Origin of the sequence: Rhodoferax lithotrophicus (assembly GCF_019973615.1) — a bacterium.
Lineage (GTDB): Bacteria > Pseudomonadota > Gammaproteobacteria > Burkholderiales > Burkholderiaceae_C > Rhodoferax > Rhodoferax lithotrophicus.
Map to the genome: position 1 here is coordinate 3,583,384 of NZ_AP024238.1, position 22,430 is coordinate 3,605,813.

18 protein-coding genes and 1 pseudogene are annotated in these 22,430 nt (G+C 57.6%); 3 read left to right on the forward strand and 16 right to left on the reverse strand.

Going from position 1 to position 22,430, the window contains the following annotated elements; genetic code table 11:
* Window positions 1-424: 424 nt before the first annotated feature.
* The 4 genes from cysW to LDN84_RS16535 all read right to left on the reverse strand — a co-directional run bounded on the left by cysW (window position 425) and on the right by LDN84_RS16535 (window position 3,875).
* A complete protein-coding gene (cysW, locus tag LDN84_RS16520) occupies window positions 425-1,309 on the reverse strand; it encodes a sulfate ABC transporter permease subunit CysW (protein WP_223904526.1) in 885 nt (294 codons plus the stop codon).
* Entirely contained in the window at window positions 1,306-2,187 is an 882-nt protein-coding gene (gene cysT / locus LDN84_RS16525) for a sulfate ABC transporter permease subunit CysT (protein ID WP_223904527.1), read from the reverse strand. The genes cysW and cysT overlap by 4 nt, the downstream gene beginning before the upstream one ends.
* 66 nt (window positions 2,188-2,253) lie before the next feature.
* A complete protein-coding gene (locus tag LDN84_RS16530; RefSeq protein WP_223904528.1) occupies window positions 2,254-3,252 on the reverse strand; it encodes a sulfate ABC transporter substrate-binding protein in 999 nt (332 codons plus the stop codon).
* A gap of 65 nt (window positions 3,253-3,317) precedes the next feature.
* Window positions 3,318-3,875, reverse strand: coding sequence for an RBBP9/YdeN family alpha/beta hydrolase (locus tag LDN84_RS16535; protein ID WP_223904529.1), 558 nt, complete (start codon window positions 3,873-3,875; stop codon window positions 3,318-3,320).
* A 317-nt stretch (window positions 3,876-4,192) separates the two neighbouring features.
* Here LDN84_RS16535 and LDN84_RS23010 point away from each other — a divergent pair.
* Window positions 4,193-4,327: pseudogene (locus LDN84_RS23010) on the forward strand (glycosyltransferase); the annotation flags it as partial.
* Between the two features lie 222 nt (window positions 4,328-4,549).
* Here the strand turns inward: LDN84_RS23010 and LDN84_RS16545 are convergent.
* The 3 genes from LDN84_RS16545 to LDN84_RS16555 all read right to left on the reverse strand — a co-directional run bounded on the left by LDN84_RS16545 (window position 4,550) and on the right by LDN84_RS16555 (window position 7,206).
* Complete coding sequence (locus tag LDN84_RS16545) at window positions 4,550-5,845, reverse strand: O-acetylhomoserine aminocarboxypropyltransferase/cysteine synthase family protein (protein WP_223904530.1); 1,296 nt, start codon at window positions 5,843-5,845, stop codon at window positions 4,550-4,552.
* 275 nt (window positions 5,846-6,120) lie between these two features.
* A complete protein-coding gene (locus LDN84_RS16550) occupies window positions 6,121-6,519 on the reverse strand; it encodes a cupin domain-containing protein (protein WP_223904531.1) in 399 nt (132 codons plus the stop codon).
* Window positions 6,520-6,558: 39 nt separating this feature from the next.
* A complete protein-coding gene (locus tag LDN84_RS16555; protein ID WP_223904532.1) occupies window positions 6,559-7,206 on the reverse strand; it encodes a hypothetical protein in 648 nt (215 codons plus the stop codon).
* Between the two features lie 302 nt (window positions 7,207-7,508).
* Between LDN84_RS16555 and LDN84_RS16560 the strand changes: the two genes are divergently transcribed.
* Complete coding sequence (locus LDN84_RS16560) at window positions 7,509-11,030, forward strand: EAL domain-containing protein (RefSeq protein WP_223904533.1); 3,522 nt, start codon at window positions 7,509-7,511, stop codon at window positions 11,028-11,030.
* Window positions 11,031-11,169: 139 nt separating this feature from the next.
* Here the strand turns inward: LDN84_RS16560 and fba are convergent, their stop codons facing one another.
* From fba to LDN84_RS16605, 9 genes are all read right to left on the reverse strand, one after another.
* Window positions 11,170-12,207 (reverse strand): class II fructose-bisphosphate aldolase, encoded by a 1,038-nt coding sequence (fba, locus tag LDN84_RS16565; RefSeq protein ID WP_223904534.1) that lies wholly within the window; start codon window positions 12,205-12,207, stop codon window positions 11,170-11,172.
* A 200-nt stretch (window positions 12,208-12,407) separates the two neighbouring features.
* Window positions 12,408-13,601: a phosphoglycerate kinase gene (locus LDN84_RS16570; RefSeq protein WP_223904535.1), complete on the reverse strand. Its 1,194-nt coding sequence runs from the start codon at window positions 13,599-13,601 to the stop codon at window positions 12,408-12,410.
* Between the two features lie 59 nt (window positions 13,602-13,660).
* On the reverse strand, window positions 13,661-14,668 hold the full coding sequence (gene gap / locus LDN84_RS16575; RefSeq protein WP_223904536.1) for a type I glyceraldehyde-3-phosphate dehydrogenase: 1,008 nt from the start codon (window positions 14,666-14,668) through the stop codon (window positions 13,661-13,663).
* 64 nt (window positions 14,669-14,732) lie between these two features.
* On the reverse strand, window positions 14,733-15,410 hold the full coding sequence (locus tag LDN84_RS16580; protein WP_223904537.1) for an HAD family hydrolase: 678 nt from the start codon (window positions 15,408-15,410) through the stop codon (window positions 14,733-14,735).
* Window positions 15,411-15,422: 12 nt separating this feature from the next.
* Window positions 15,423-17,492: a transketolase gene (gene tkt, locus LDN84_RS16585; RefSeq protein ID WP_223904538.1), complete on the reverse strand. Its 2,070-nt coding sequence runs from the start codon at window positions 17,490-17,492 to the stop codon at window positions 15,423-15,425.
* Window positions 17,493-17,682: 190 nt separating this feature from the next.
* Entirely contained in the window at window positions 17,683-18,558 is an 876-nt protein-coding gene (locus LDN84_RS16590; RefSeq protein WP_223904539.1) for a phosphoribulokinase, read from the reverse strand.
* A 104-nt stretch (window positions 18,559-18,662) separates the two neighbouring features.
* Complete coding sequence (locus LDN84_RS16595; protein ID WP_526023723.1) at window positions 18,663-19,766, reverse strand: class 1 fructose-bisphosphatase; 1,104 nt, start codon at window positions 19,764-19,766, stop codon at window positions 18,663-18,665.
* 34 nt (window positions 19,767-19,800) lie between these two features.
* Window positions 19,801-20,499 (reverse strand): ribulose-phosphate 3-epimerase, encoded by a 699-nt coding sequence (gene rpe, locus LDN84_RS16600; RefSeq protein ID WP_223904540.1) that lies wholly within the window; start codon window positions 20,497-20,499, stop codon window positions 19,801-19,803.
* A gap of 55 nt (window positions 20,500-20,554) precedes the next feature.
* A complete protein-coding gene (locus LDN84_RS16605) occupies window positions 20,555-21,283 on the reverse strand; it encodes an HAD-IA family hydrolase (protein WP_223904541.1) in 729 nt (242 codons plus the stop codon).
* Window positions 21,284-21,435: 152 nt separating this feature from the next.
* Here LDN84_RS16605 and LDN84_RS16610 point away from each other — a divergent pair, with 152 nt between their 5' ends.
* Window positions 21,436-22,347 carry a LysR family transcriptional regulator gene (locus LDN84_RS16610; protein ID WP_223904542.1) on the forward strand — a complete coding sequence of 304 codons (912 nt, stop codon included), beginning with the start codon at window positions 21,436-21,438 and terminating at the stop codon, window positions 22,345-22,347.
* Window positions 22,348-22,430 lie beyond the last annotated feature (83 nt).

A 22,430-nucleotide genomic window follows, 5' to 3' on the forward strand; every position in this document is an offset into this window, starting at 1 on the left:
TTTTTTACTCGGTAAATTTTTTGAATGTTTCAGTTGGGGCAATGGAGTGGCTTTCCCCCACTCACTCCCCCCGCCCTCTCCCGCCCCGCCGGGCGGAAGAGGGAGCTAACAGCCGTATTTGGTCTTGTGTTTTGAGGGAGTGAGTTCAAGGTGGGAAGACAACGCAGCGCTGTGGGGTGTACGACTGCCATAGGAAATGGGTGCGCTTGAGCGTTGGCGAGCGTTTTTCCAGCGCGAACGCCCGTGTGTCCCACACCATTCCGTTGGCCGTGGCGTAGTACGTCTTCAGTTTTGAGACGCAGCCAAATACGGCTGTTGACTCCCCTTTCCGCCCCGGCGGGAGTGGAAAGGGGCGGGGGGGGATAGGGAGGGACGACAAACGCCAAAAAACCATCATCAAAGGCAAACATCACACCCCCCAGCCTCAAACCGTTGGCCGTTCAGGTGACAGTTCGGCAGCGGCTTTCTGATCCCGCTCAAACTGCCACTCGACCACCGATTTGATCAATAAAGTGAGCAAGGCCAGCAGGGCCAGCAAGGACGCAACGGCAAAAGCGGCCACAGATTGGTATTCGTTGTACAAAATCTCCACATGTAATGGCAAGGTGTTGGTCTGCCCACGAATGTGCCCCGACACCACCGACACCGCACCAAACTCCCCCATGGCGCGGGCATTACACAAAATCACGCCATACACCAAGCCCCACTTGATGTTGGGCAGCGTCACATGCCAGAAGGTTTGCCAGCCGGTGGCCCCCAGCACAATAGCCGCCTGCTCTTCGTCGGTGCCTTGCGCCTGCATCAGCGGAATCAGCTCTCTGGCAATGAACGGAAAGGTCACAAACACCGTGGCCAAAATGATGCCGGGCACGGCAAACACAATTTTGATGTTGTGTTCAGCCAGCCACGGGCCAATCCAGCCCTGCGCGCCAAACATCAGCACATAAATCAGGCCCGCCACCACTGGTGAGACTGAGAACGGCAGGTCAATCAGCGTGGTCAAAAAGGCTTTGCCCTTGAACTCGTATTTGGCCACGGCCCAAGCCGCCGCCACGCCAAACACCAGGTTCAGTGGCACGGCCACGGCGGCGGTGACCAGGGTCAGGCGAATCGCGCTCCAGGCATCGGGCTCACGCAGAGCCTCCAGCGCAGCGGGCAGACCTTTGCGCAGGGCTTCGGTGAACACCGCTGCCAGCGGTAACAGCAGAAAAAGGAAGACAAACCCCAGGGCCAGCCCAATCAGTGACCAGCGCACCCAGGTTGGCTCCGTGGTGCCCGCATAGGCGCTGCGAACGGTAGGCGTGCTCATGATTTGCCCCCTGAGCGGCTGCGCTGCCAGCTTTGCAGTGCGTTGATGATCAACAGCAGCGCAAACGAGAACCCAAGCATCACCGTGGCTACCGCCGTCGCACCGGCGTAGTCGTATTGCTCCAGCTTGCCGATGATGATGAGGGGGGTGATTTCAGAAATCATGGGCATGTTGCCGGCGATAAAAATGACCGAACCGTATTCCCCCACTGCACGAGCAAAAGCCATGGCAAAACCCGTCAGCAACGCGGGTGCAATGCTGGGAAAAATCACGTACCTGAAAGTCTGAAAACGGCTGGCACCCAGGCAGGTGGCGGCTTCTTCCAGCTCTTTCTCGGCATCTTCCAGCACCGGTTGGACGGTGCGCACCACAAAGGGCAGACCAATAAAAATCAGCGCAATCACGATGCCCTTGGGGTTAAAAGCCAGTTGAATACCCAGGGGCTCCAGGTACTGACCAATCCAGCCATTCCCCGCCAGCAACGCGGTGAGTGAAATACCGGCTACCGCTGTAGGTAAGGCAAAAGGCAAATCCACCAGCGCGTCGATGATTTTTTTGCCTGGAAATTCATAACGCACCAGCACCCAGGCCAGCAGCAGCCCGGCAAACACGTTGACCATCGCGGCCAAAAAAGAAGAACCAAACGTCAACTTGTAAGAAGCCACCACACGCGGACTGGCCACCGCCGCCCAGAACTCGGGCCAGGTCAAGGTGAAGGTTTTGAACAACAGGGCTGAAAGTGGGATGAGCACAATCAAGCTCAGGTAAAACAGCGTGTAACCCAGGGTGAGGCCAAAGCCCGGCAGCACCCGACGGGTTGGCCGCTTTGTGGGCGAGCCCAACGCCAGTGGTGCGGTAGATAAAACAGCAGAAGTCATTGAATGGATTTCACTAAGAGGTCAGGCCAGGTGCCACTGCGGCATGGGGGCGTGTTGCTGATGCGCTTATTTCACGGTGTAAAGCTTGTCAAACTGGCCACCATCGTTGAAGTGCACCTTTTGTGCCTCCGTCAGCGAACCAAAATACTCACTCACCGCAAACAACTTCAGGGGTTTGAAGGTGCTGGCGTACTTGGCCAGGATCTTCTGGTTTTGTGGGCGAATGCCATGTTTGGCAGCAATTTCCTGCGCTTCATCCGAGTACAGGTAGTTCAGATAGGCTTTGGCCAGTTCTCCGGTGCCTTTTTTGGCCACAGTACGCTCCACCACGGCCACCGGGTTCTCGGCAATGATGCTCACCGAGGGGTGCACCGCATCCACCTTGCCCGCACCAAATTCACGATCCACCGACACCACTTCAGACTCAAAGGTGATCAGCACGTCGCCAATGTTGCGCTGCAAGAAAATGGTGGTGGCATCACGCCCGCCTTTGGCCAGCACCGGCACATTCTTGAACAGTTTGCCTACAAACTCGGCGGCCTGTGCATCGCTGCCACCCGTCTGGCGCACATAGCCCCAGGCCGCCAGGTAGGCCATACGACCATTGCCACCGGTTTTGGGGTTGACCACAATCACTTTTACATCGGGGCGAATCAGGTCGTTCCAGTCCTTGATGCCTTTGGGGTTGCCGTTGCGGGTCAGGAACAGCATGGTCGAGGTGGTGGGTGCCGCGTTGTTGGGGAAGCGTTTGGCCCAGTCCGCGGCGACCACGCCACTTTTGGCCAGAAATTCCACATCAGTGGTGGTGTTCATGGTCACCACATCCGCATCCAGGCCGTCATTCACCGCACGGGCCTGGGCACTGGAGCCACCGTGTGACTGGTCCACCTTGACATCTTTGCCAGTGGTTTTTTTGTAGTTGGCAACAAAAGCCAGGTTGACATCCTTGTAGAACTCGCGTGACACGTCATAAGAGGCATTCAGCAGTGTTTGAGCTGCTACAAATTGTGTAGCTGTCAGTGCAATACCAGCAAGCGCCAGAGTCACTTTTTGTTTAAATTTCATGAAAATTCCTTAGGTGTCAGAAAAAGGGGTGAAGGGATATGCCGAAATCGGGGATTCAAGTGGCCTCAGGCCACCAGCAAGGCACCGGCCTGCGCACTGCCCACATCGGTGATCAGTGACTGCAGCAGCGCCAGACCCAGCGGCCAAGGGCCAAACCCGGCCTCCAGATTGATGTGGCCCGCGTCTTGCAGCCGCACAAATTCGCTGCCCCAGGCGCGTGCATAAGCTCCTGCGGTGCGTACCGGGCAAAAAGGATCGGTGTTGCTGGCGACGATGATGCTTCGATACGGCAGCCGCTGATAAGGCACCGGAGCAAAGTCGGCCAGCACACCACGCCGTTCGGGGTCAGCCGGGGCCACCAGCAATGCGGCGGCAATGTGTGCCGTAGCCTCTGGGGGTAAATGTGCCGTGGCAATACAACCCAGGCTGTGGGCAGCAATCACCACCGGTTTGGGTTGCGCCAGAATGGTTTGCGTGATGGAGGCTACCCAGGCTTGGCGCGCCGGGCTCACCCAGTCGTCTTGCGTGACCCGCACCGCACCCGGCAGTTGCTCCGCCCACAGGCTTTGCCAATGGCCGGGCGGTGAATCGCGCCAACCAGGAATGATGACGATGGAGACCATGATGAGAGGTATTTTTTTGCGGTGATTCTTTGAAGGAATGCCCATTGTGTGATGGGTTTTTTAAAACTCAAACTATTTATTTCTAATTTGCTTAGCTTGATATTTGTATATTGAATTGCCTAAAAAGAATGTTTTTGGGACATCCCTATACGGCAAGCGAATCGCTCGGCCATGCTGTGCCCAAGACATCCACCGTCTCATCCAGGCAGCTCCAACCCAAAGTGGGGCCTATCTGCTCGACATGGCTGCCAGCAATCCACACCTCAAGGCCGTGCGCTTAAGCCGAAATTTTGGCAAAGAAGCCGCATTAACCGCCGATCAGCCCTTTTGAAATTCCTGAGGATACGGGTGACTTTCGTTTGATGAGCCGGCGTGCGGTCAACGCCCTGAACAAGCTGCCCGAACGTAATCGCTACATGAAAGGCCTGTTTGCCTGGGTGGGTTTCCCAACCCAGTTGGCAGCGCCCTCCTCTCAGGCCTCTGCCGTGTTCCTGGCCATGCCCCGAAAAGACTGGGACATGGTGTCCCAGACATTCAACACCCCCTTGCCACGACTTTTTGAAAGCCGTGAACACGTGCTGACGGTAATCCGCCACTGAGACACATCACCTGTCACGCGCCTCAAACTGCAGGCAGCTGGACTCCAGCCACCTGATAAGGGAATCAAAACCGCTTCAAACGGCATCCAGTGCTTGTGTCAGATCGGCCAGCAAGTCGTCAATGTGCTCGATACCCACCGACAAACGCACCGCGTCTTCAGGGATACCGGCCTTGGCCAGCTCTTCAGGCGACAACTGGCGATGGGTGGTCGAAGCCGGATGCGTGGCCAGGGATTTGGCATCGCCAATGTTGACCAGCCGCGTGAACAGCTTGAGCGCATCCAGAAACGCCGCCCCGGCCTTGCGGCCTTCACCCGGTGCCGACTTCACCCCAAAGGTGAACAAGCCCGAAGCCTTGCCGCCCAGGTATTTCTGCGCCAGCGCGTAGTCCGGGTGGCTGGGCAAGCCAGCGTAGCTGACCCACGACACCTTGGGGTGGTTTTGCAGGAACTGGGCCGCCTTGAGGGTGTTGTCGTTGATGCGGTCCATGCGTAACGCCAGGGTCTCGATACCTTGCAGAATCAGGAAAGCGTTGAACGGCGACAACGTGGCCCCGGTGTTGCGCAGCGGCACCACACGGGCACGGCCAATGTAGGCCGCAGGCCCAAGCGCTTCGGTGTAGACCACGCCGTGGTAGCTTTGGTCTGGCTCATTCAGGCGTTTGAACTTGGCCTTGTGCTCGGCCCAAGGGAATTTGCCGGAGTCGATGATGGCCCCACCCAGGCTGTTGCCGTGGCCGCCGAGATATTTGGTGAGAGACTGCACCACGATGTCAGCGCCGTGCTCAATCGGGCGCAACAGGTAAGGTGTGGCCACGGTGTTGTCCACAATCAGCGGCACGCCATGGCGGTGGGCCACTTCGGCAATCGCGGCAATGTCGGTCACCCGGCCTTGTGGGTTGCTGATGGATTCGATGAACACCGCCTTGGTTTTGTCGTCAATCAGAGCCGACAGCGCGGCCAGATCACTGGTGTCGACAAAACGCACCTGAATACCCGAGAGCGGGAAGGTGTGGGCAAACAGGTTGTAGGTGCCGCCATACAGCGCGCTGCTGGCCACAATGTTGTCACCCACCTCGGCAATGGTCTGAATGGCATAGGTCACCGCAGCCGAACCGGATGCCAGTGCCAGCGCGGCAATGCCGCCTTCCAGCGCCGCGATGCGTTGTTCCAGCACGTCATTGGTGGGGTTCATGATGCGGGTGTAGATGTTGCCTGGCACCTTCAGGTCAAACAAATCCGCGCCGTGCTGGGCGCTGTCAAAGGCATAGGCCACGGTCTGGTAGATCGGCACCGCCACCGATTTGGTGGTGGGGTCCGGGCTGTAGCCCGCGTGAACCGATTTGGTTTCAAATTTCCAGGATGCTGACATCAAAACTCCTTGTTGAACGGTGTTTAAAAAGAACGAACCGATATATAAATTAAAAATTGATAGCAGTCTACGCTTGATGGATAAGCCCTAGGCATCCAAAACATTACTAACTTATCAACACTTGTTGTGTCCCCAAAATTCTGCAATACCGTCTTGCCAGGTATCCGTCCAATTCTGGATTGAACAACTTTAACCGGACAACACTTCTGCTCCAACAACTTATAAGTACATTGCAAACAATAAAAATGTCTATCAAAACCTCGTGGCGTGTACGCTCATACACACGAAGCCTCCCAGAGGCCAGGCACTTTGACCGCCTCCTCTTCGCCGGGCCACGGTGGCATGGTGATGCCGATGGCCGCAACCTGCTCGTGCAGGCTGGCGCGAAATTGGAAATGTGTGCCCAACGGAATGGTGAGGCAAACCCCTGGTTCAAGGGCAACAACTTCCTCGCGCTCCTTCTGCTTGCGCCACATCTCGCCTTTGCCAGAAACCACGAACCAGATTTCTTCCACCGTGCGGTGTGTGACGGCTTGGGCCACTTGACCCGCAGCCAGTTCAAAATGGGCCATGCCGCCACCGGTCAGGCCAAGAAGAATACGCACGTCCGAGCCATCGGGCGCAATGACGCTGGGTTCTACCGGTAAATGCATGGATTGGAATGGATGGTTCATGTTGGTCGTTCCCTCGTTTCATCAAAATTGGCCAAAGCCTCACACCGCCTCATCGGTATCCACTGAGGCCTTCTTGTCAAACACAACCCGCGCCGTGACAGACACCAACACAGCGCTGGGGGCAAACCGGCGAAGCGCAGCCTGAATGGTCGACGCCTGCCCACGCGGGAAATTTCCAAGCACAAAGGGTCTTCTCGCCCCCGATAGGCTGATGCCAGCCTTGACCAGCTTGTACCAACTGGCTGAACCAAAGGCCTCCATGGGCAGAAAAATCACCACACTGCGCCAGAGATACGAGGTTTCGTCCGACTCGATGATGCGCAACTTTTCTGCCAGAACAATGTCCTCAATGTCGCCCCACGGGTACAACCGGGGTTCAGCCCCCAGATTGGGCGAAAGCGTGATGCCCTGGGCATCTGCAACCAGGATGTGCAGCCCATCGTCAGCCATCATCTGCCGGGCTTGGCCGGGCAAGCGCACCAGAACAGCCAGCCCCGCAAGCACAAAAACACCACAAAAAACCCTGAAAAATGGCCGGGACTCTCCCACGTGGTCGGCCATCAAACCGTAGAAACCAACGCCAAAAGCCACACAAACCAGCCCCATCAACAACCCCAGCGCCAGAGTCCCCCACTTCTCGCGGTAGATGATGAGCGCGTTGGGCGTGGTCTTGTAGCGAACTTGCATAAGGCACCTATGGGCGGATCAAAAAACCAGCCATCCGGGGCACTCGCCCGGATGGCAGGGAACAACGGCAGCACACATCGTACCCGTCATTCATCCTGAAAATACCCCTCCGGCATAGCGTGAATTGTGCAGGCGGGGTTGGCCTGATGCAACGCACATCCAGGCAACTGGAGCTTGCGTAGCCATGATCAAACTCGGGATTTTGCCCGTCATCGTCACCCCTACAATGCAAGAAAAAATCGTTTTTACAGCAACCATCCCTTTACTTGCTACGTCGAAACGAACATGATGGCGAACCCCCAATGAACTTCAACTTCATTCACCGTCAGTCACTCAAAACAAGACTCACCCTCTTCACACTTGTCATTTTCCTGATTGGCATCTGGATGCTGGCGTTGTACACCACACGGATACTGCGCGACGATATGCAGCGTTTGCTGGGTGAACAACAATTTGCGACGGTGTCGCTGGTCGCAGACAAAATCAATGAAGAATTAAACGACCGCATCAAAGCCCTGAAACTGGTGGCGGCTGACATTGACCAAACCACATGGGGCGACCCGGGTGCTTTGCATGTCACGCTGGGGCAAAGGCCTTACCTTCAAGACCTGTTTAATGCTGGTGTCATTGTCGTCAACATGGAGGGCACGGCGATTGCAGAAATTCCTTCCTCCGCAAACCGGGTGGGAGTCAATTACCTTGAAGTCGACTCCATTCAAGCTGCGCTCAAAGAGGGCCAATCAAGCATCAGCAAACCGGTCATTGGTAAAACCCTCAAAACCCCGGTATTCAATATCGCGGAGCCGATCCGGGATGCACAGGGCCAGGTGATTGGAGCCATGTTTGGTGTGATTAACCTGAGCAAGCCCAATTTTCTGGACAAAATCGTCAAGACTCGCTACGGCAAGTCGGGGGGCTATTTGCTGACATCGCCGCAACACAAGCTGTTCATCACCGGCACCGACAAAACCCGCATCATGCAGCCGACACCAGCACTTGGTGTCAACCCCCTGTTTGACCGTTGTATGCAGGGTTTTGAGGGTTATGGTGTGGGGGTCAGTTCCCGCGGGATAGAAGAACTCGCCGCCGTCAAAGGCATCGCCGCATCTGGCTGGTTTTTGGCCATCATTCTGCCCACGGTCGAAGCCTTTGCACCGGTTCACGACCTGCAGCAACACATGCTGTTGGCCACCTTGGTGCTGACGCTGCTGGCAGGTAGCCTTATCTGGTGGATGACATCCTGGATGCTCAAACGCCAGTTCGAGCCCATGCTGCAAGCCGCACGAACGCTGGACGTGCTGTCCAGCAGCGGCCAGCCCGCTGTGCCGCTGCCGATTCACCGAAGTGATGAAATCGGTGAACTCATTGTCAGTTTCAACAAACTGCTGCTGTCCATCAACCATCGTGAAAATTTTCTCAAGCAAATTTTCGACACCTCCAGTGTGGCCATTTTCCTGGTAGATACACAAGGGCGCATCTCGCTCGCCAACCAACGCATGGCAGAGATGTTCAAATGCTCGGTGGATGACCTGCAGGGGCAGGAATACGTGACACTTCTGAACCCCTCCGTGCGTGACAGTGGTCGGCAAAACATGCTTGACTTGCTGAGCAGCAAAGTTCCGCTGGTGGCGGTGGACCGGACTTATTGGCGCCGCGATCAATCTGAATTCTGGGGCCATCTGACGGGCAAACGCTTTATTGACATCGATGGCAACGAGCGCGGCCTGATTGGTGTGATTGTGGACATCAACGAGCGTAAACAAGCCGAAGAAAAACTCTATTTGGCCGCCATTGTTTTCACCCATGCCCGTGAAGGCATCCTGATCACCAACGCGGATGGCAGCATTCTTGATGTCAACCAAGCCTTCACACGCATCACCGGTTACGAGCGCGCCGACGTGCTGGGCCAAAACCCGCGCATCCTGAATTCCGGTCGGCAGGGCAAAGATTTTTACCTCAGCATGTGGCAGCAGTTGCTGGAGAATGGTCACTTCTACGGCGAGGTCTGGAACCGGCGTCAAAACGGTGAGGTGTACGCCGAGATGCTGACCATCAGCGCCGTGCGTGATGCCCAAGGTCAGACACGTCAATATGTCGCCCTGTTCTCCGACATCACCTCGCTGAAAGAGCATCAAAACCAGCTTGAACACATCGCCCATTACGATGCGTTGACCAATCTGCCCAACCGCGTGCTGCTGGGCGACCGCTTGCACCAGGCCATGACCCATGCCCAACGACGCGGACAACTGCTGGCCGTGGTTTACCTTGATCTGGACGGATTCAAAACCATCAACGACCGCCACGGACATGAAACCGGTGACCAGTTGTTGATTGCCCTGTCCAGCCGCATGAATCTGGCCCTGCGCGAGGGCGACACCCTGGCCCGTCTGGGAGGAGATGAGTTTGTCGCCGTCTTGATCGACATGCCGGACATTGCCGCCAGCGTTCCGGTGCTCACCCGGCTGCTGACGGCCACAGCCCAGCCAATGTATGTGGGCGACCAAATGCTTCAGGTATCAGCCAGCCTGGGGGTCACCTTCTATCCGCAGGCAGAAGAAGTGGATGCAGACCTGCTGCTGCGCCAAGCCGATCAGGCCATGTACCAGGCCAAGCTGGCCGGCAAAAACCGCTACCAGATTTTTGATGCCGAGCAGGACCGCAACGTCCGAGGCCACCACGAGAGCCTGGAGCGTATCCGTGATGCCCTGACGGCCAACGAATTTGTGCTGCATTACCAACCCAAGGTGAATATGCGCACCGGAGAGATCATGGGTGTAGAGGCCTTGATTCGCTGGCAACACCCGGAAAAAGGCCTCTTGCCACCCGCCGTGTTTCTGCCTGTGATCGAAGATCACCAGCTGGCGATCCCTGTTGGTGAATGGGTGATCAACACGGCGCTGACGCAAATGGAAGTATGGCAAACGACCGGACTGGACATCCACGTCAGTGTCAATATCAGTGCCCGCCATTTGCAGCGGGAAGACTTTGTTGAGCGTCTCAGCGACATACTGGCGCAGCATCCCAACGTTGCGCCATCACGTTTTGGCATGGAGGTACTCGAAACCAGTGCGCTGGAAGATCTGGCGCATGCCTCCCGGGTCATTGAAGCCTGCCAGAAAATCGGGGTCATGTTTGCGCTGGACGATTTTGGTACCGGCTATTCCTCCCTGACCTATCTGAAACGACTGCCCGTCAAGCTGCTCAAGATCGACCAGAGCTTTGTGCGTGACATGCTCGACGACCCGGACGACCTGGCCATTCTGGTGGGCGTGACCGGCTTGGCCAATGCGTTTCGCCGACAAGTCATCGCAGAAGGTGTCGAGACCGTTGCCCACGGCTCCATGCTGCTCAAACTGGGCTGCGAGCTGGCCCAGGGTTACGGCATTGCCCGCCCCATGCCCGCAGAAAGTTTGCCGTCATGGGTTACCCGTTGGCGCCCCGAACCGGACTGGGAGCACCAGCATTCGGTTCACCATGAGGACCTGCCCGTGCTCTTTGCCAGCGCTGAACACCGTTCCTGGGTTCTGGCCATGGAAGGTTTCCTTCGGGGTGAACGTGAAGCCCCTCCGCCATTGGACAAACACCAGTGCCGCTTTTGCCGCTGGATGAATACAGAGGGGCGTACCCGACATGGTGCACAACCCGACTTTCAGGTGATCACACACTTGCATCAACAAGTCCATGTGCTGGCGAATGAACTGCTCCAGCTACAAGCCGAAGGTGACACAGCACAGGCGCTGGCAAGGCTGGGTGAGCTCCACACGCTACGCGACCACTTGCTGGCCAAACTGACACAGCTGCCGCCCAACCCACTCGCTGCTTGACTTGGCGTTGGGCACGCCGTGTTACCGTTCACTCAATTGATATCAAAATGAGAGCTACTAACGCTTAATAGACGGCCACTAGAGGCGTATTCTTTATCAAAAATAGCGCCTACTCTTGTGATGAAAGCCCGCACTCTGCTCAAGCGTAACGCCCAGCCATCACATCCAGATGAATCGGCTTGATCTTGCTGCCCATACCCGCACAACCAAAGGCTTCAAAGCGCAGTTTGCAGATGCCTGCTGCCGCCTTGCGGGCCGCAATCAGTGATTTGCGCGGGTCGAACTCGCTGGGGTTTTGGGCGAAGCTTTGGCGCATGGCACCGGTCATGGCCAGGCGGATGTCGGTGTCGATGTTGACCTTGCGCACACCGTTCTGGATGCCGCGCTGGATTTCTTCCACGGGTACACCGTAGGTTTCTTTCAGGTCGCCGCCGTACTGGCGGATGATGGCCAGCCACTCTTGCGGCACGGAGCTGGAGCCGTGCATCACCAGGTGGGTGTTGGGAATTTGCGCGTGGATTTGCGCAATGCGGTCAATCGCCAGAATGTCGCCGGTGGGCTTGCGGGTGAACTTGTACGCGCCGTGGCTGGTGCCAATGGCAATGGCGAGCGCGTCCACACCGGTTTTTTCGACAAAGTCTTTGGCCTGCACCGGGTCGGTCAACATCTGGTCGTGGCTGAGCTTGCCCTCAGCCCCTACACCGTCTTCTTCACCGGCTTCACCGGTTTCCAGACTGCCCAGGCAGCCCAGCTCACCTTCCACCGACACACCCACAGCGTGGGCCATCTCGCAAACGCGGCGGGTGGTGTCCACGTTGTACTCGTAGCTGGCGGGGGTTTTGGCATCAGCCAGGAGCGAGCCGTCCATCATCACACTGGTGAAGCCGGAGCGGATCGACTGCTGGCACACCGCAGGCGTGGCCCCGTGGTCTTGATGCAGCACCACCGGGATGTCAGGAAACGACTCCACCGCAGCCAGCACCATGTGGCGCAGGTAGGCTTCGCCGGCGTATTTGCGTGCGCCAGCGCTGGCTTGCAAAATCACCGGGCTGTCGGTGGCGGCAGCCGCTTCCATGATGGCCTGGATTTGCTCCAGGTTGTTGACGTTGAAGGCGGGCACGCCGTAGCTGAATTCAGCAGCGTGGTCAAGCATTTGACGAAGTGATACGAAGGCCATGGTTGTCTCCTCAGGTTTTAAAAGAAAAAGTTATCCCCAGGCCTTACGTTACAAGCGTAAGGCGCTATTAAATAAAGAGTAAATTAACAGGATTTGCAGGAACCCAAGCCTTGGGGCGACACCATCGGCAGACGGAATATTCGCCAAGGGCTGACTGCGATCACCCAAGGGGCTCCAACTGGGGGAGCCCCGGTTTCAGATCAGCCGGCTGCGCGTTTTTGCAGAATCTCAAACGCTGGCAAAGTCTTGCCTTCCAGCACTTCCAGGAAAGCACCACCACCGGTGGAGATGTAGCCAATGTCTTTCTCGATGCCGTATTTGGCGATGGCCGCCAGGGTGTCGCCGCCACCGGCAATGCTGAAGGCGCTGGACTCGGCAATCGCCTGGGCAATCACCTTGGTGCCGTTCTCAAATGCAGCAAATTCGAACACGCCGACCGGGCCGTTCCACACAATCGTGCCGGCGGCTTTAAGTTGTTCGGCCAGTTTGGCAGCGGTTTGGGGGCCAATGTCCAGAATCAGGTCGTCGTCCGCCACATCGGTGGCGGCTTTGACGGTGGCTGGTGCATCGGCGGCAAAGGTCTTGGCGCAGACCACGTCGGTCGGGATCGGCACATCAGCGCCACGGGCTTTCATCGCAGCGATCACGGCGGTGGCTTCGCCCAGCAAGTCGGGTTCGGCCAGGCTCTTGCCAATCTTCAGACCGGCGGCCAGCATGAAGGTGTTGGCAATGCCGCCGCCGACGATCAGGCCGTCCACATTTTTCGCCAGGGCTTGCAAAATGGTGAGCTTGGTCGATACCTTGCTGCCCGCCACAATCGCCACCAGTGGGCGTTTGGGGTTGGCCAGGGCTTTGTTGATGGCGTCAATTTCTGCCGCCAGCAAGGGGCCAGCGCACGCGATGGGGGCGTATTGGGCGATGCCGTAGGTGGTGCCTTCGGCGCGGTGGGCGGTACCAAAGGCATCGTGTACGAAGATGTCGCACAGGGCAGCGAGTTTTCTGGCGAGTTCTTCCTTGTTTTTTTTCTCACCCACATTGACGCGGCAGTTTTCCAGCATGACCAGTTGGCCGGGCTGGACTTCAACGCCGTCGACCCAGTTGGCGATCACGGGGACTTCACGGCCGAGCAGTTCACCCAGGCGTTGGGCCACTGGGGCGAGGGAATCTTCTGGTTTGAATTCGCCTTCGGTGGGGCGGCCCAGGTGGCTGGTGACCATGACGGCGGCTCCGGCGGCCAGCGCCATCTGGATGCAGGGCACGCTGGCGCGGATGCGGGTGTCTTCGGTGATGTGGCCTTCTTTGTCTTGGGGCACGTTCAGGTCGGCACGGATAAACACCCGTTTTCCGGCGGCAGCGCCACTGGCAATCACATCGGCAAAACGCAAAACTTTCATGAAATGGCTCCTTATCTCTCAAACATTCGTCGCGGGGTGCGACATTTACAACACATCCATCAGGCCTGAAACAACGCCGCCACGCGGGCCATTTCCAGGCATTTGTTGGAGTAACCCCATTCATTGTCGTACCAGCTCACCACCTTGACGAAGGTGCCGTCCAGCGCCAAACCGGCCTCAGAATCAAACACGGAGGTACAGGGCTCACCACGGAAGTCGGTGGACACCACTTTGTGGTCGGTATAACCCAGCACACCTTTCATGGCCCCTTGGCTTTGGGCTTTCATTTCGGCGCAAATCTCGGCATAAGTGGCGGCGTTGTTCAACTCCACCGTCAAATCCACCACGCTCACGTCGCTGGTCGGCACCCGGAAGGCCATGCCGGTGAGCTTTTTGTTCAGCTCGGGAATCACCACCCCCACCGCCTTGGCCGCGCCGGTGCTGGAGGGAATGATGTTTTCCAGAATGCCACGGCCACCGCGCCAGTCTTTGTTGCTTGGGCCGTCCACGGTTTTCTGGGTGGCGGTGGCAGCGTGTACGGTGGTCATCAGCCCACGCTTGATGCCCCATTTGTCGTTGAGCACCTTGGCCACCGGGGCCAGGCAGTTGGTGGTGCAAGAGGCATTGCTCAGAATGGCCTGCCCGGCATACGCGGCATGGTTCACGCCATAGACAAACATCGGGGTGTCGTCTTTGCTGGGAGCCGACAACACCACCTTGCGGGCTCCGGCATCCAGGTGTTTTTGGGCGGTGACCTTGTCCAGGAACAGGCCGGTGGATTCGATCACCACATCAGCCCCGACCTCGGCCCATTTCAGGTTGGCCGGGTCGCGCTCCTGGGTCAGGCGAATAGGCTTGCCGTTGACCACCAGCGTGCCGCCGTCTACCAACACTTCACCCTTGAAGCGGCCGTGTACGCTGTCATAGCTCAGCATGTAGGCCAGGTACTCGGGCTCCAGCAAGTCGTTGATACCGACAATTTCCACATCGTCAAAGTTTTGCACCGCGGCGCGAAACACCATGCGGCCAATGCGGCCAAATCCGTTGATCCCTATTTTGATCGTCATCTCAAGCTCCTGTAAAAATAGATAAGAAATTGGCCTCTAACGCTTATCGGGAAAGCGCTAGCAGCTATCCATTTAATAATTCCGAGAAATCCTTGATCACCCGGTCTGGTGCACAGGCTTCAATGGGCTGCCCCATGTTGTAGCCATACGGCAGCAGCCACACCGACACACCGGCGTTGCGTGCCGTGGCCGCGTCAATACTGGAGTCCCCCACAAACAGCACCCGATGGGGGCTCACGCCAAACTGCGCCAGGCACTGCACCACACCCGCAGGGTTGGGCTTTTTGGTGGGCAAGCTGTCGCCACTGACCACGGCATCAAACAGGGGCTTGAGCTGGTGCACATCCAGCACCACCTGGGTGTAGCGGCCCTCCTTGTTGGTCACCACCGCCAGTTTGACCCCCTGGGCGCGCAAGGCCTGCAAAGTCTCACGCACCTGCGGGTAAAGCTGGCTGCGGGTACCGCAGCGGCGCTCATAAAAACCGTCGTACACCAGCATGATCCTGGCCAGCAACTCGCTGCCGCGCACTGCCTCGGCGGTGCTGGCTGTGACCTTTGCCAGGGCCTGCACCATCAGTTCACGCGTACCGTGGCCAATCCAGTCATTCACCTGGGTTTGAGTGACCCAGGGCAAATCAAACCGGGACAAGGTGTCGTTGACCGCATCCATGATTTCAGGAGCGGTTTCCACCAGCGTGCCATCCAGATCAAAAAGAACCAGATCGAAAGCGCGTTCATACATCGTGACAGTCTTTCAGTTGCTGGAGGGCACCACGGTGTCGGGCAAGGGCTCGGCACGGCGGTGTGCCGCGCGGTGGGCCAATACTTCCACAGCAGCCACCACACGCTCGGCGGTGATGCCAAAGTGCGCATACAACTTGGGGGCAGGGGCTGATTCGCCAAAGGTGGGCATACCAATCACGACACCGGTGCGGCCGACGTATTTACGCCAGAAGTCCGGGTGGGCGGCCTCAATGGCCACGGTGGGCATGCTCAGGGGCAACACCATTTCCTGGTAAGCCTCGCTCTGGCGGTCAAACACATTGGTACAAGGCATGGACACCACGCGGGTGGCAATGCCGTCTGCAGCCAGCGCTGCCTGGGCCTTCATGGCAATTTCAAGCTCGGAGCCGGTGGACAAGATGGCGGCTTGAGCGCCTTCCATGTCCGACAGGATGTAGCCGCCCTTGCGGATTTTGTCGGCCTGGCTGATATCAGCCAGGCGTGGCAGGTTCTGGCGAGACAGGCACAGCGCGCTGGGGCCGTCGCGGCGCTCCACTGCACAGGCCCAGGCCACAGCGGTTTCCAGGCCATCGGCCGGACGCCAGACATCCAGGCCGGGGATGATGCGCAGGCTGGGGATGTGCTCGACGCTTTGGTGCGTCGGGCCGTCTTCACCCAGGCCAATACTGTCATGGGTGAACACATGGATGACGCGGATTTTCATCAACGCGGCCATACGGATGGCGTTGCGGCTGTAGTCACTGAAGGTCAGGAAAGTGCCGCCATAGGGGATGTAGCCGCCGTGCAAGGCGATGCCGTTCATGATGGCGGCCATGCCAAATTCACGCACGCCGTAGCTCAGGTGGTTGCCCCAGGTGTCACGGCCTGCGCGCACGCAGCCTTTGAAGTTGGTCAGGTTGGAGCCAGTCAGGTCAGCGCTGCCACCAAAAAATTCGGGCACCAGCGGTGCCATCACATCCAGCGCGTTCTGGCTGGACTTGCGGGTAGCAAAAGATGTAGCGTTAGACGCAATACCAGCAAGCACTTCAGGCAATTTTTCTGTATAAACCGGCAACAAATCGCCAGACATACGACGCACAAATTCGGCAGCTTGAAGCGGGTATTGGGCTTGGTAGGCAGCAAATTGGCGGTTCCAGGCAGACTCGGCCGCAACACCACGCGCCACGGCGTTCCAGGCAGCGGCAATGTCCGCTGGAATTTCAAACGGGGCCGAAGTCCAACCCAGTGCATCACGGGTGGCTTGCACCTCAGCCGCGCCCAAGGCTGCGCCATGCACGTCGTGGGTACCAGCCTTGTTGGGGGAGCCCATACCAATGACGGTTTTGCAGCAGATCAGGGTGGGTTTGCCGTCCAGGTTGTGGGCTTGTGCCTTGGCAGCTTTCACGGCCGCGTCAATGGCTGCTGGGTTGTGGCCATCTACGCCTGCGATCACGTTCCAGCCATAAGCCTCAAAGCGTTGGGGGGTGTCGTCGGTGAACCAGCCTTCAACATGGCCGTCGATGCTGATGCCGTTGTCGTCATAAAACGCCACCAGCTTGGACAAACGCAGCGTGCCGGCCAGGGCGCAGGCTTCGTGGCTGATGCCTTCCATCATGCAACCGTCACCCAAAAAGACATAGGTGAAGTGGCCAACGATGGGCAAATCAGGTTTGTTGAACTCTTGCCCCAGCAACTTTTCAGCCAGTGCCATGCCGACGGCGTTGGTGATGCCCTGGCCAAGTGGGCCGGTGGTGGTTTCCACACCAGGGGTGATGCCAAACTCCGGGTGGCCTGCGGTTTTGCTGTGCAACTGGCGGAAGTTTTTGAGTTCTTCCATCGGCAAGTTGTAGCCGGTGAGGTGCAAAAGTGCATAAATCAGCATGGAGCCATGGCCGTTGGAGAGCACAAAACGGTCGCGGTTGGCCCAATGCGGGTTGGTGGGGTTGTGGCTCAGGTGGCGGTTCCACAGCACTTCAGCAATGTCGGCCATACCCATGGGTGCGCCAGGGTGGCCGGATTTGGCTTTCTCAACCGCGTCAACGGCAAGCAAACGGATGGCATTGGCCATCTGTTTGGCAAATTCAGGGGTGGGGTTGTTCATGAGGATTCTCAAAATAAATAGATACACATAGCGTGGACTTCAGCCCAAACGCATTTTCCCTGCGAAAAAGCCTTTGGGAAGGCGCTCTCTTGGTTGACCAGAACGTCGCGGAACCGGCTTGGCCGGGCTGCAAGGCGCTGCCCCCAGCGGGGGCTGGGGTACCAGCCGACTCAGAGGGCGTTCAAGTCTTTCAGGGGGCTTTTTTCTTGCGCTCCATCATGCGCCACACAAAGGGCGTGAAGATGAGTTGCATCGCCAGCTCCATTTTGCCGCCTGGCACCACGATGGTATTGGCACGGCTCATAAAACTGTCGTCAATCATGCTGCGCAGGTACTGAAAATCGATGCCCTTGGGGTTGGCAAAGCGGATCACCACCATACTTTCATCGGCGCTGGGAATGTCACGCGCAATAAACGGGTTGCTGGTGTCCACCATCGGCACACGCTGGAAGTTCACGTGGGTGTGCATGAACTGTGGGCAGATGTAGTTCACATAGTCGGGCATACGGCGCAGGATGGTGTCGGTGACCGCCTCGGTGCTGTAGCCGCGCTGCTTTTTGTCGCGATAGAGTTTTTGAATCCATTCCAGATTGATGACCGGCACCACACCAATCAGCAAGTCGGGGTGCTGGGCGATGTTGATCTCAGGCGTGACCACCGCGCCGTGCAGGCCTTCGTAGAACAACAGGTCGGTGTTGACGGGCACGTCTTCCCAGGGGGTGAAGGTGCCGGGGTCTTGTTGGTAGGGAGCGGCTTCTTCGCTGTCATGCAGGTATTTGCGGCGCTTGCCGACACCGGTTTCGGCGTAGTCACGGAACAAGGCTTCAAGTTCAGGAAACAGGTTGTTCTCGGGACCAAAGTGGCTGAAGTTCTTGTTGCCTGCGGCTTCGGCTTCGGCCGCCTTGAGCTTCATTTCTTTGCGGTCATAGCGGTGAAAGCTGTCGCCTTCAATCACCGCAGCGGTGATTTTTTCGCGGCGGAAAATGGCCTCAAAAGTGCGGGTCACCGAGGTGGTACCGGCACCGCTGGAGCCGGTGATGGCGATGATGGGGTGGCGAATGGACATGGCGTTGTCTCCTGATGATAAAAATTGATAACAAATTTGGCTCTAGCGCTTTATAAATAAGCGCAAGCAGCTATTATTTTTATAGTTATGCAAAAAGCCCGTTTTCAGTCCCTGAACAAGCTGCGCTCATGAAACAGCGGGTTGTCCAGCACCACATCCGCCGGTTCGCGGTGGTAACGCTCAATACGTTCAACTTCGTTTTTGGAGCCAAACACAAAGCCAATACGCTGGTGCAGGCTGGTGGGTTGCACACTCATCATGGGCACTTCGCCGGTGGAGGCGCGGCCACCGGCCTGCTCCATGATCATGCCGACCGGGTTGGCTTCGTACAACAGGCGCAGGCGGCCGGGTTTGGAGGGGTCTTTGGTGTCACGTGGGTACATGAAGACACCACCGCGCATCAGGATGCGGTGGGCCTCGGCCACCATGGAGGCAATCCAGCGCATGTTGAAGTCTTTGGCACGCGGGCCGGTTTTACCCGCCAGGCATTCGTCCACATAACGCTTGACCGGGGCTTCCCAGAAGCGGGCGTTGGAGGCGTTGATGGCAAATTCATGCGTATCCTCAGGAATGTGCATTTTGGGGTGGGTCAGCATGAACTCACCCAGATTCGGGTCGAGCGTGAAGCCATTCACGCCGCCTCCCACGGTCAGCACCATCATGGTGGTGGGGCCGTACAAGGCGTAGCCAGCGGCCACCTGTTTGCTGCCAGGTTGGAAAAAGTCGGCATCGACCACGTCGCGGCCGGTATCGATCACGTCTTGCGGGGCCCGCAAGATGCTGAAGATGCTGCCCACCGACACGTTCACGTCAATGTTGCTGGAGCCGTCCAGCGGGTCAAACACAATCAGGTAGTTGCCGCGCGGGTATTGCGCGGGGATTTGGTAGGGCAAGTCCATCTCTTCGGAGGCCATGCCAGCCAGGTTGCCAGCCCATTCGGTGCGCTGCATGAACACGTCGTTGGACAACACGTCGAGCTTCTTCTGGGTTTCACCCTGCACATTCACCGAACCACCAGAATCAGCCGCGTGGTTGCCCATGACCCCTGCCAGTTCACCGTAGGCCACCGCTTTGGCAATGCCTTTGCAGGCCAGGGCCACGTCCAGAATCAGGGCATTGAAGTCACCACTGGCGTTGGGAAAACGGCGGCGCTCTTCAATCAGAAACTGCGTGAGTGTGGAACGGTTGGAACGAAGGGTCATGGACATGCTTGTCTCCTGGTTTTATGAATAATGAATCGGGTCAGGTCGGGTGTGCCGCGCGGCGCAGCGCCTGCATCACGGTGTGATAGCCACCGTCGGCATCCGGGGCACCAAACACGGCGCTACCGGCCACACAGGTGTCGGCACCGGCGGCCACAATTTCGCGGATGTTGTCGGTTTTGACGCCGCCATCCACTTCGAGCCAGATCGGCTGACCACCAGCGGCCACGTGGGCATCAATCTTGGCGCGCACGGTGCGTAACTTGGCCAGCGTGGAGGGGATGAATTTCTGGCCACCAAAACCGGGGTTGACGCTCATCAGCAAAATCATGTCCAGCTTGTCCATGACGTGATCCAGCACCGACACCGGGGTGGCGGGGTTGAGCACCAGCCCAGCTTTGCAACCCAGCTCACGAATCATCGACAGACTGCGATCCACGTGTTTGGAGGCTTCGGGGTGAAAGGTGATGATGTTGGCACCGGCCTTGGCGAACAGCGGAATGATGGAATCCACTGGTTCGACCATCAAATGCACATCAATCGGAATCTGCACATGCGGGCGAATCGCTTCGCACACCAGTGGGCCGATGGTCAGGTTGGGCACGTAGTGGTTGTCCATCACATCAAAGTGCACCAGGTCACAACCTGCAGCCTCAATGGCACGCACTTCTTCACCCAGACGGGCAAAGTCCGCCGACAAAATGCTCGGGGCCAAACGCAAAACATTCGATGAATTCATGGAAAAAGCTTTCTGTAAAGTTGAAATTCTTGAGGGTAATGCAGTTCGGCCACTTCTAGCGCCGCAGCGTGCCGTGCCATTGGCGCAATTGCTGCAAATTCACCTGGCTCAGGTCAGGCACCACCTTGAGTGCGCCAGTAAAGTCATGGTGGGCGGTAAAACTGTTGGGCGTGACGATGGTGGCCAGCTTGGCGGCCATGGCGGAGCGCAGGCCGTTGCTGGAGTCTTCAAATGCCAGGCATTGGGTCGCTGGCAATTGCAAGGCTTCAAGCATCTGCAAATACACCTGCGGGTGCGGTTTTTTGATCGGTGCGGTGGACGCGTCACCAATGGCGGTGAAATTCATGCGCCAATCGCTGCCAATGGCGTGGCGCAACAAGGCAGCAATATTCACCGGCGAGGTGGTGGTGGCAATGGCCAGTTGTAACCCGGCGCTCAAGGCTTCGTCCATGAGTTTCAACACCCCTGGGCGCAAGCTCACCGCGCCGCTGTTCACCGCGTTTTCATAAGCGGCCGTTTTGAGCTCGTGAATACGACTGATGCGGTCATTCAAGGCTTGTGCGTCCAGCGCCTTGATGTCGGGATTAACTTGTTTCCAGTAGTGCAGGATGCGCTCTTTGCCACCCGAGATGTTCAACAACTCGGTGTACAGCGCCACATCCCACTGCCAGTCCATGTTCATTTCTTTGAACGCATGGTTGAAGGCGGCCATGTGGACACTTTCGGTATCCGCCAGCGTGCCATCCACATCAAAAATCAGCGCTTGAAGTGCAGCAGGTGCCATGGGATTACGTCCTTGAAAGTGGGTGGAAACGCCGGTATTTCGACATGGATTTACTTTAATCGTCCAAACCCATAAACTCTAATCACGTTTTATTAAAAAATCATCAGCATCACCTGATGCAATTCAAAACAAAGCCCCTTGAGGAGACCACAATGCGCCCCTACACCTTCAAGCAGATTCAAACCTTTCTGGAAGTGGCCCGCCAGGGATCGGTGTCGAAAGCGGCCGAGCGGCTGTTTGTGACCCAGCCCGCGGTGTCGATGCAACTGCGCCAGCTGGAGGATGCTTTTGGCCTGGCGTTGGTGGAGCCGATGGGGCGCAACATCAAACTCACTGCGGCGGGCGAGGTTTTCCTGACCCACGCCACCAGCGCCATGGGCCAGTTTCGCGACCTGGAAGCCCTGATGGCCGAGCATGTGGGGCTGAAAAAAGGCCGTATTGACCTGGCCGTGGTCAGTACCGCCAAGTATTTTGTGCCGATGCTGCTGGTGCGCTTCAACAAGCTGTATCCCGACATTGAGGTGTATCTGAACATTGATAACCGTGAAAACGTGCTGGGCTTGCTGAGCCGTTTTGAGACCGACCTGGTGGTGATGGGCCGCGCACCCAGCCACCTGGACTGTGTGGCAACCCCTTTTGCCACCAACCCACTGGCCATGGTGGCGGCACCAGACCACCCCTTGTCCCGGCGTAAAAACCTGGCTTTTTCAGAACTGGGCCACTACCGCTTTGTGGTGCGGGAAGAGGGCTCTGGCACCCGTGCGGCCATGCAACGCCTGTTTGACGAGCACCAGACCCCGTTGCAAGTGGTGATGTCCATGCCCAGCAACGAAACCATCAAACAAGCCGTGATGGCCGGCATGGGCCTGAGCTTTTTGTCCCTGCGCACCGTGCGCCACGAACTGGCCAGCGGCCACCTGGCGCTGCTGGACGTGCAGGGCCTGCCGCAAATCAACCACTGGTATGTGACCCACCTGAGCAGCAAAAAGCTCTCACCCGCAGCCAACGCATTCAAGGAGTTTCTGATTCAGCAAGGGGGGGCGTTGATGGATACCTGGAGTTGAGCTGCGGCAATTTCGGTTGAATTTTGGCGTTGCCAGGTAACGTACGCCTTGAAAACATGACACATCACGGCTTTTTAACGGCC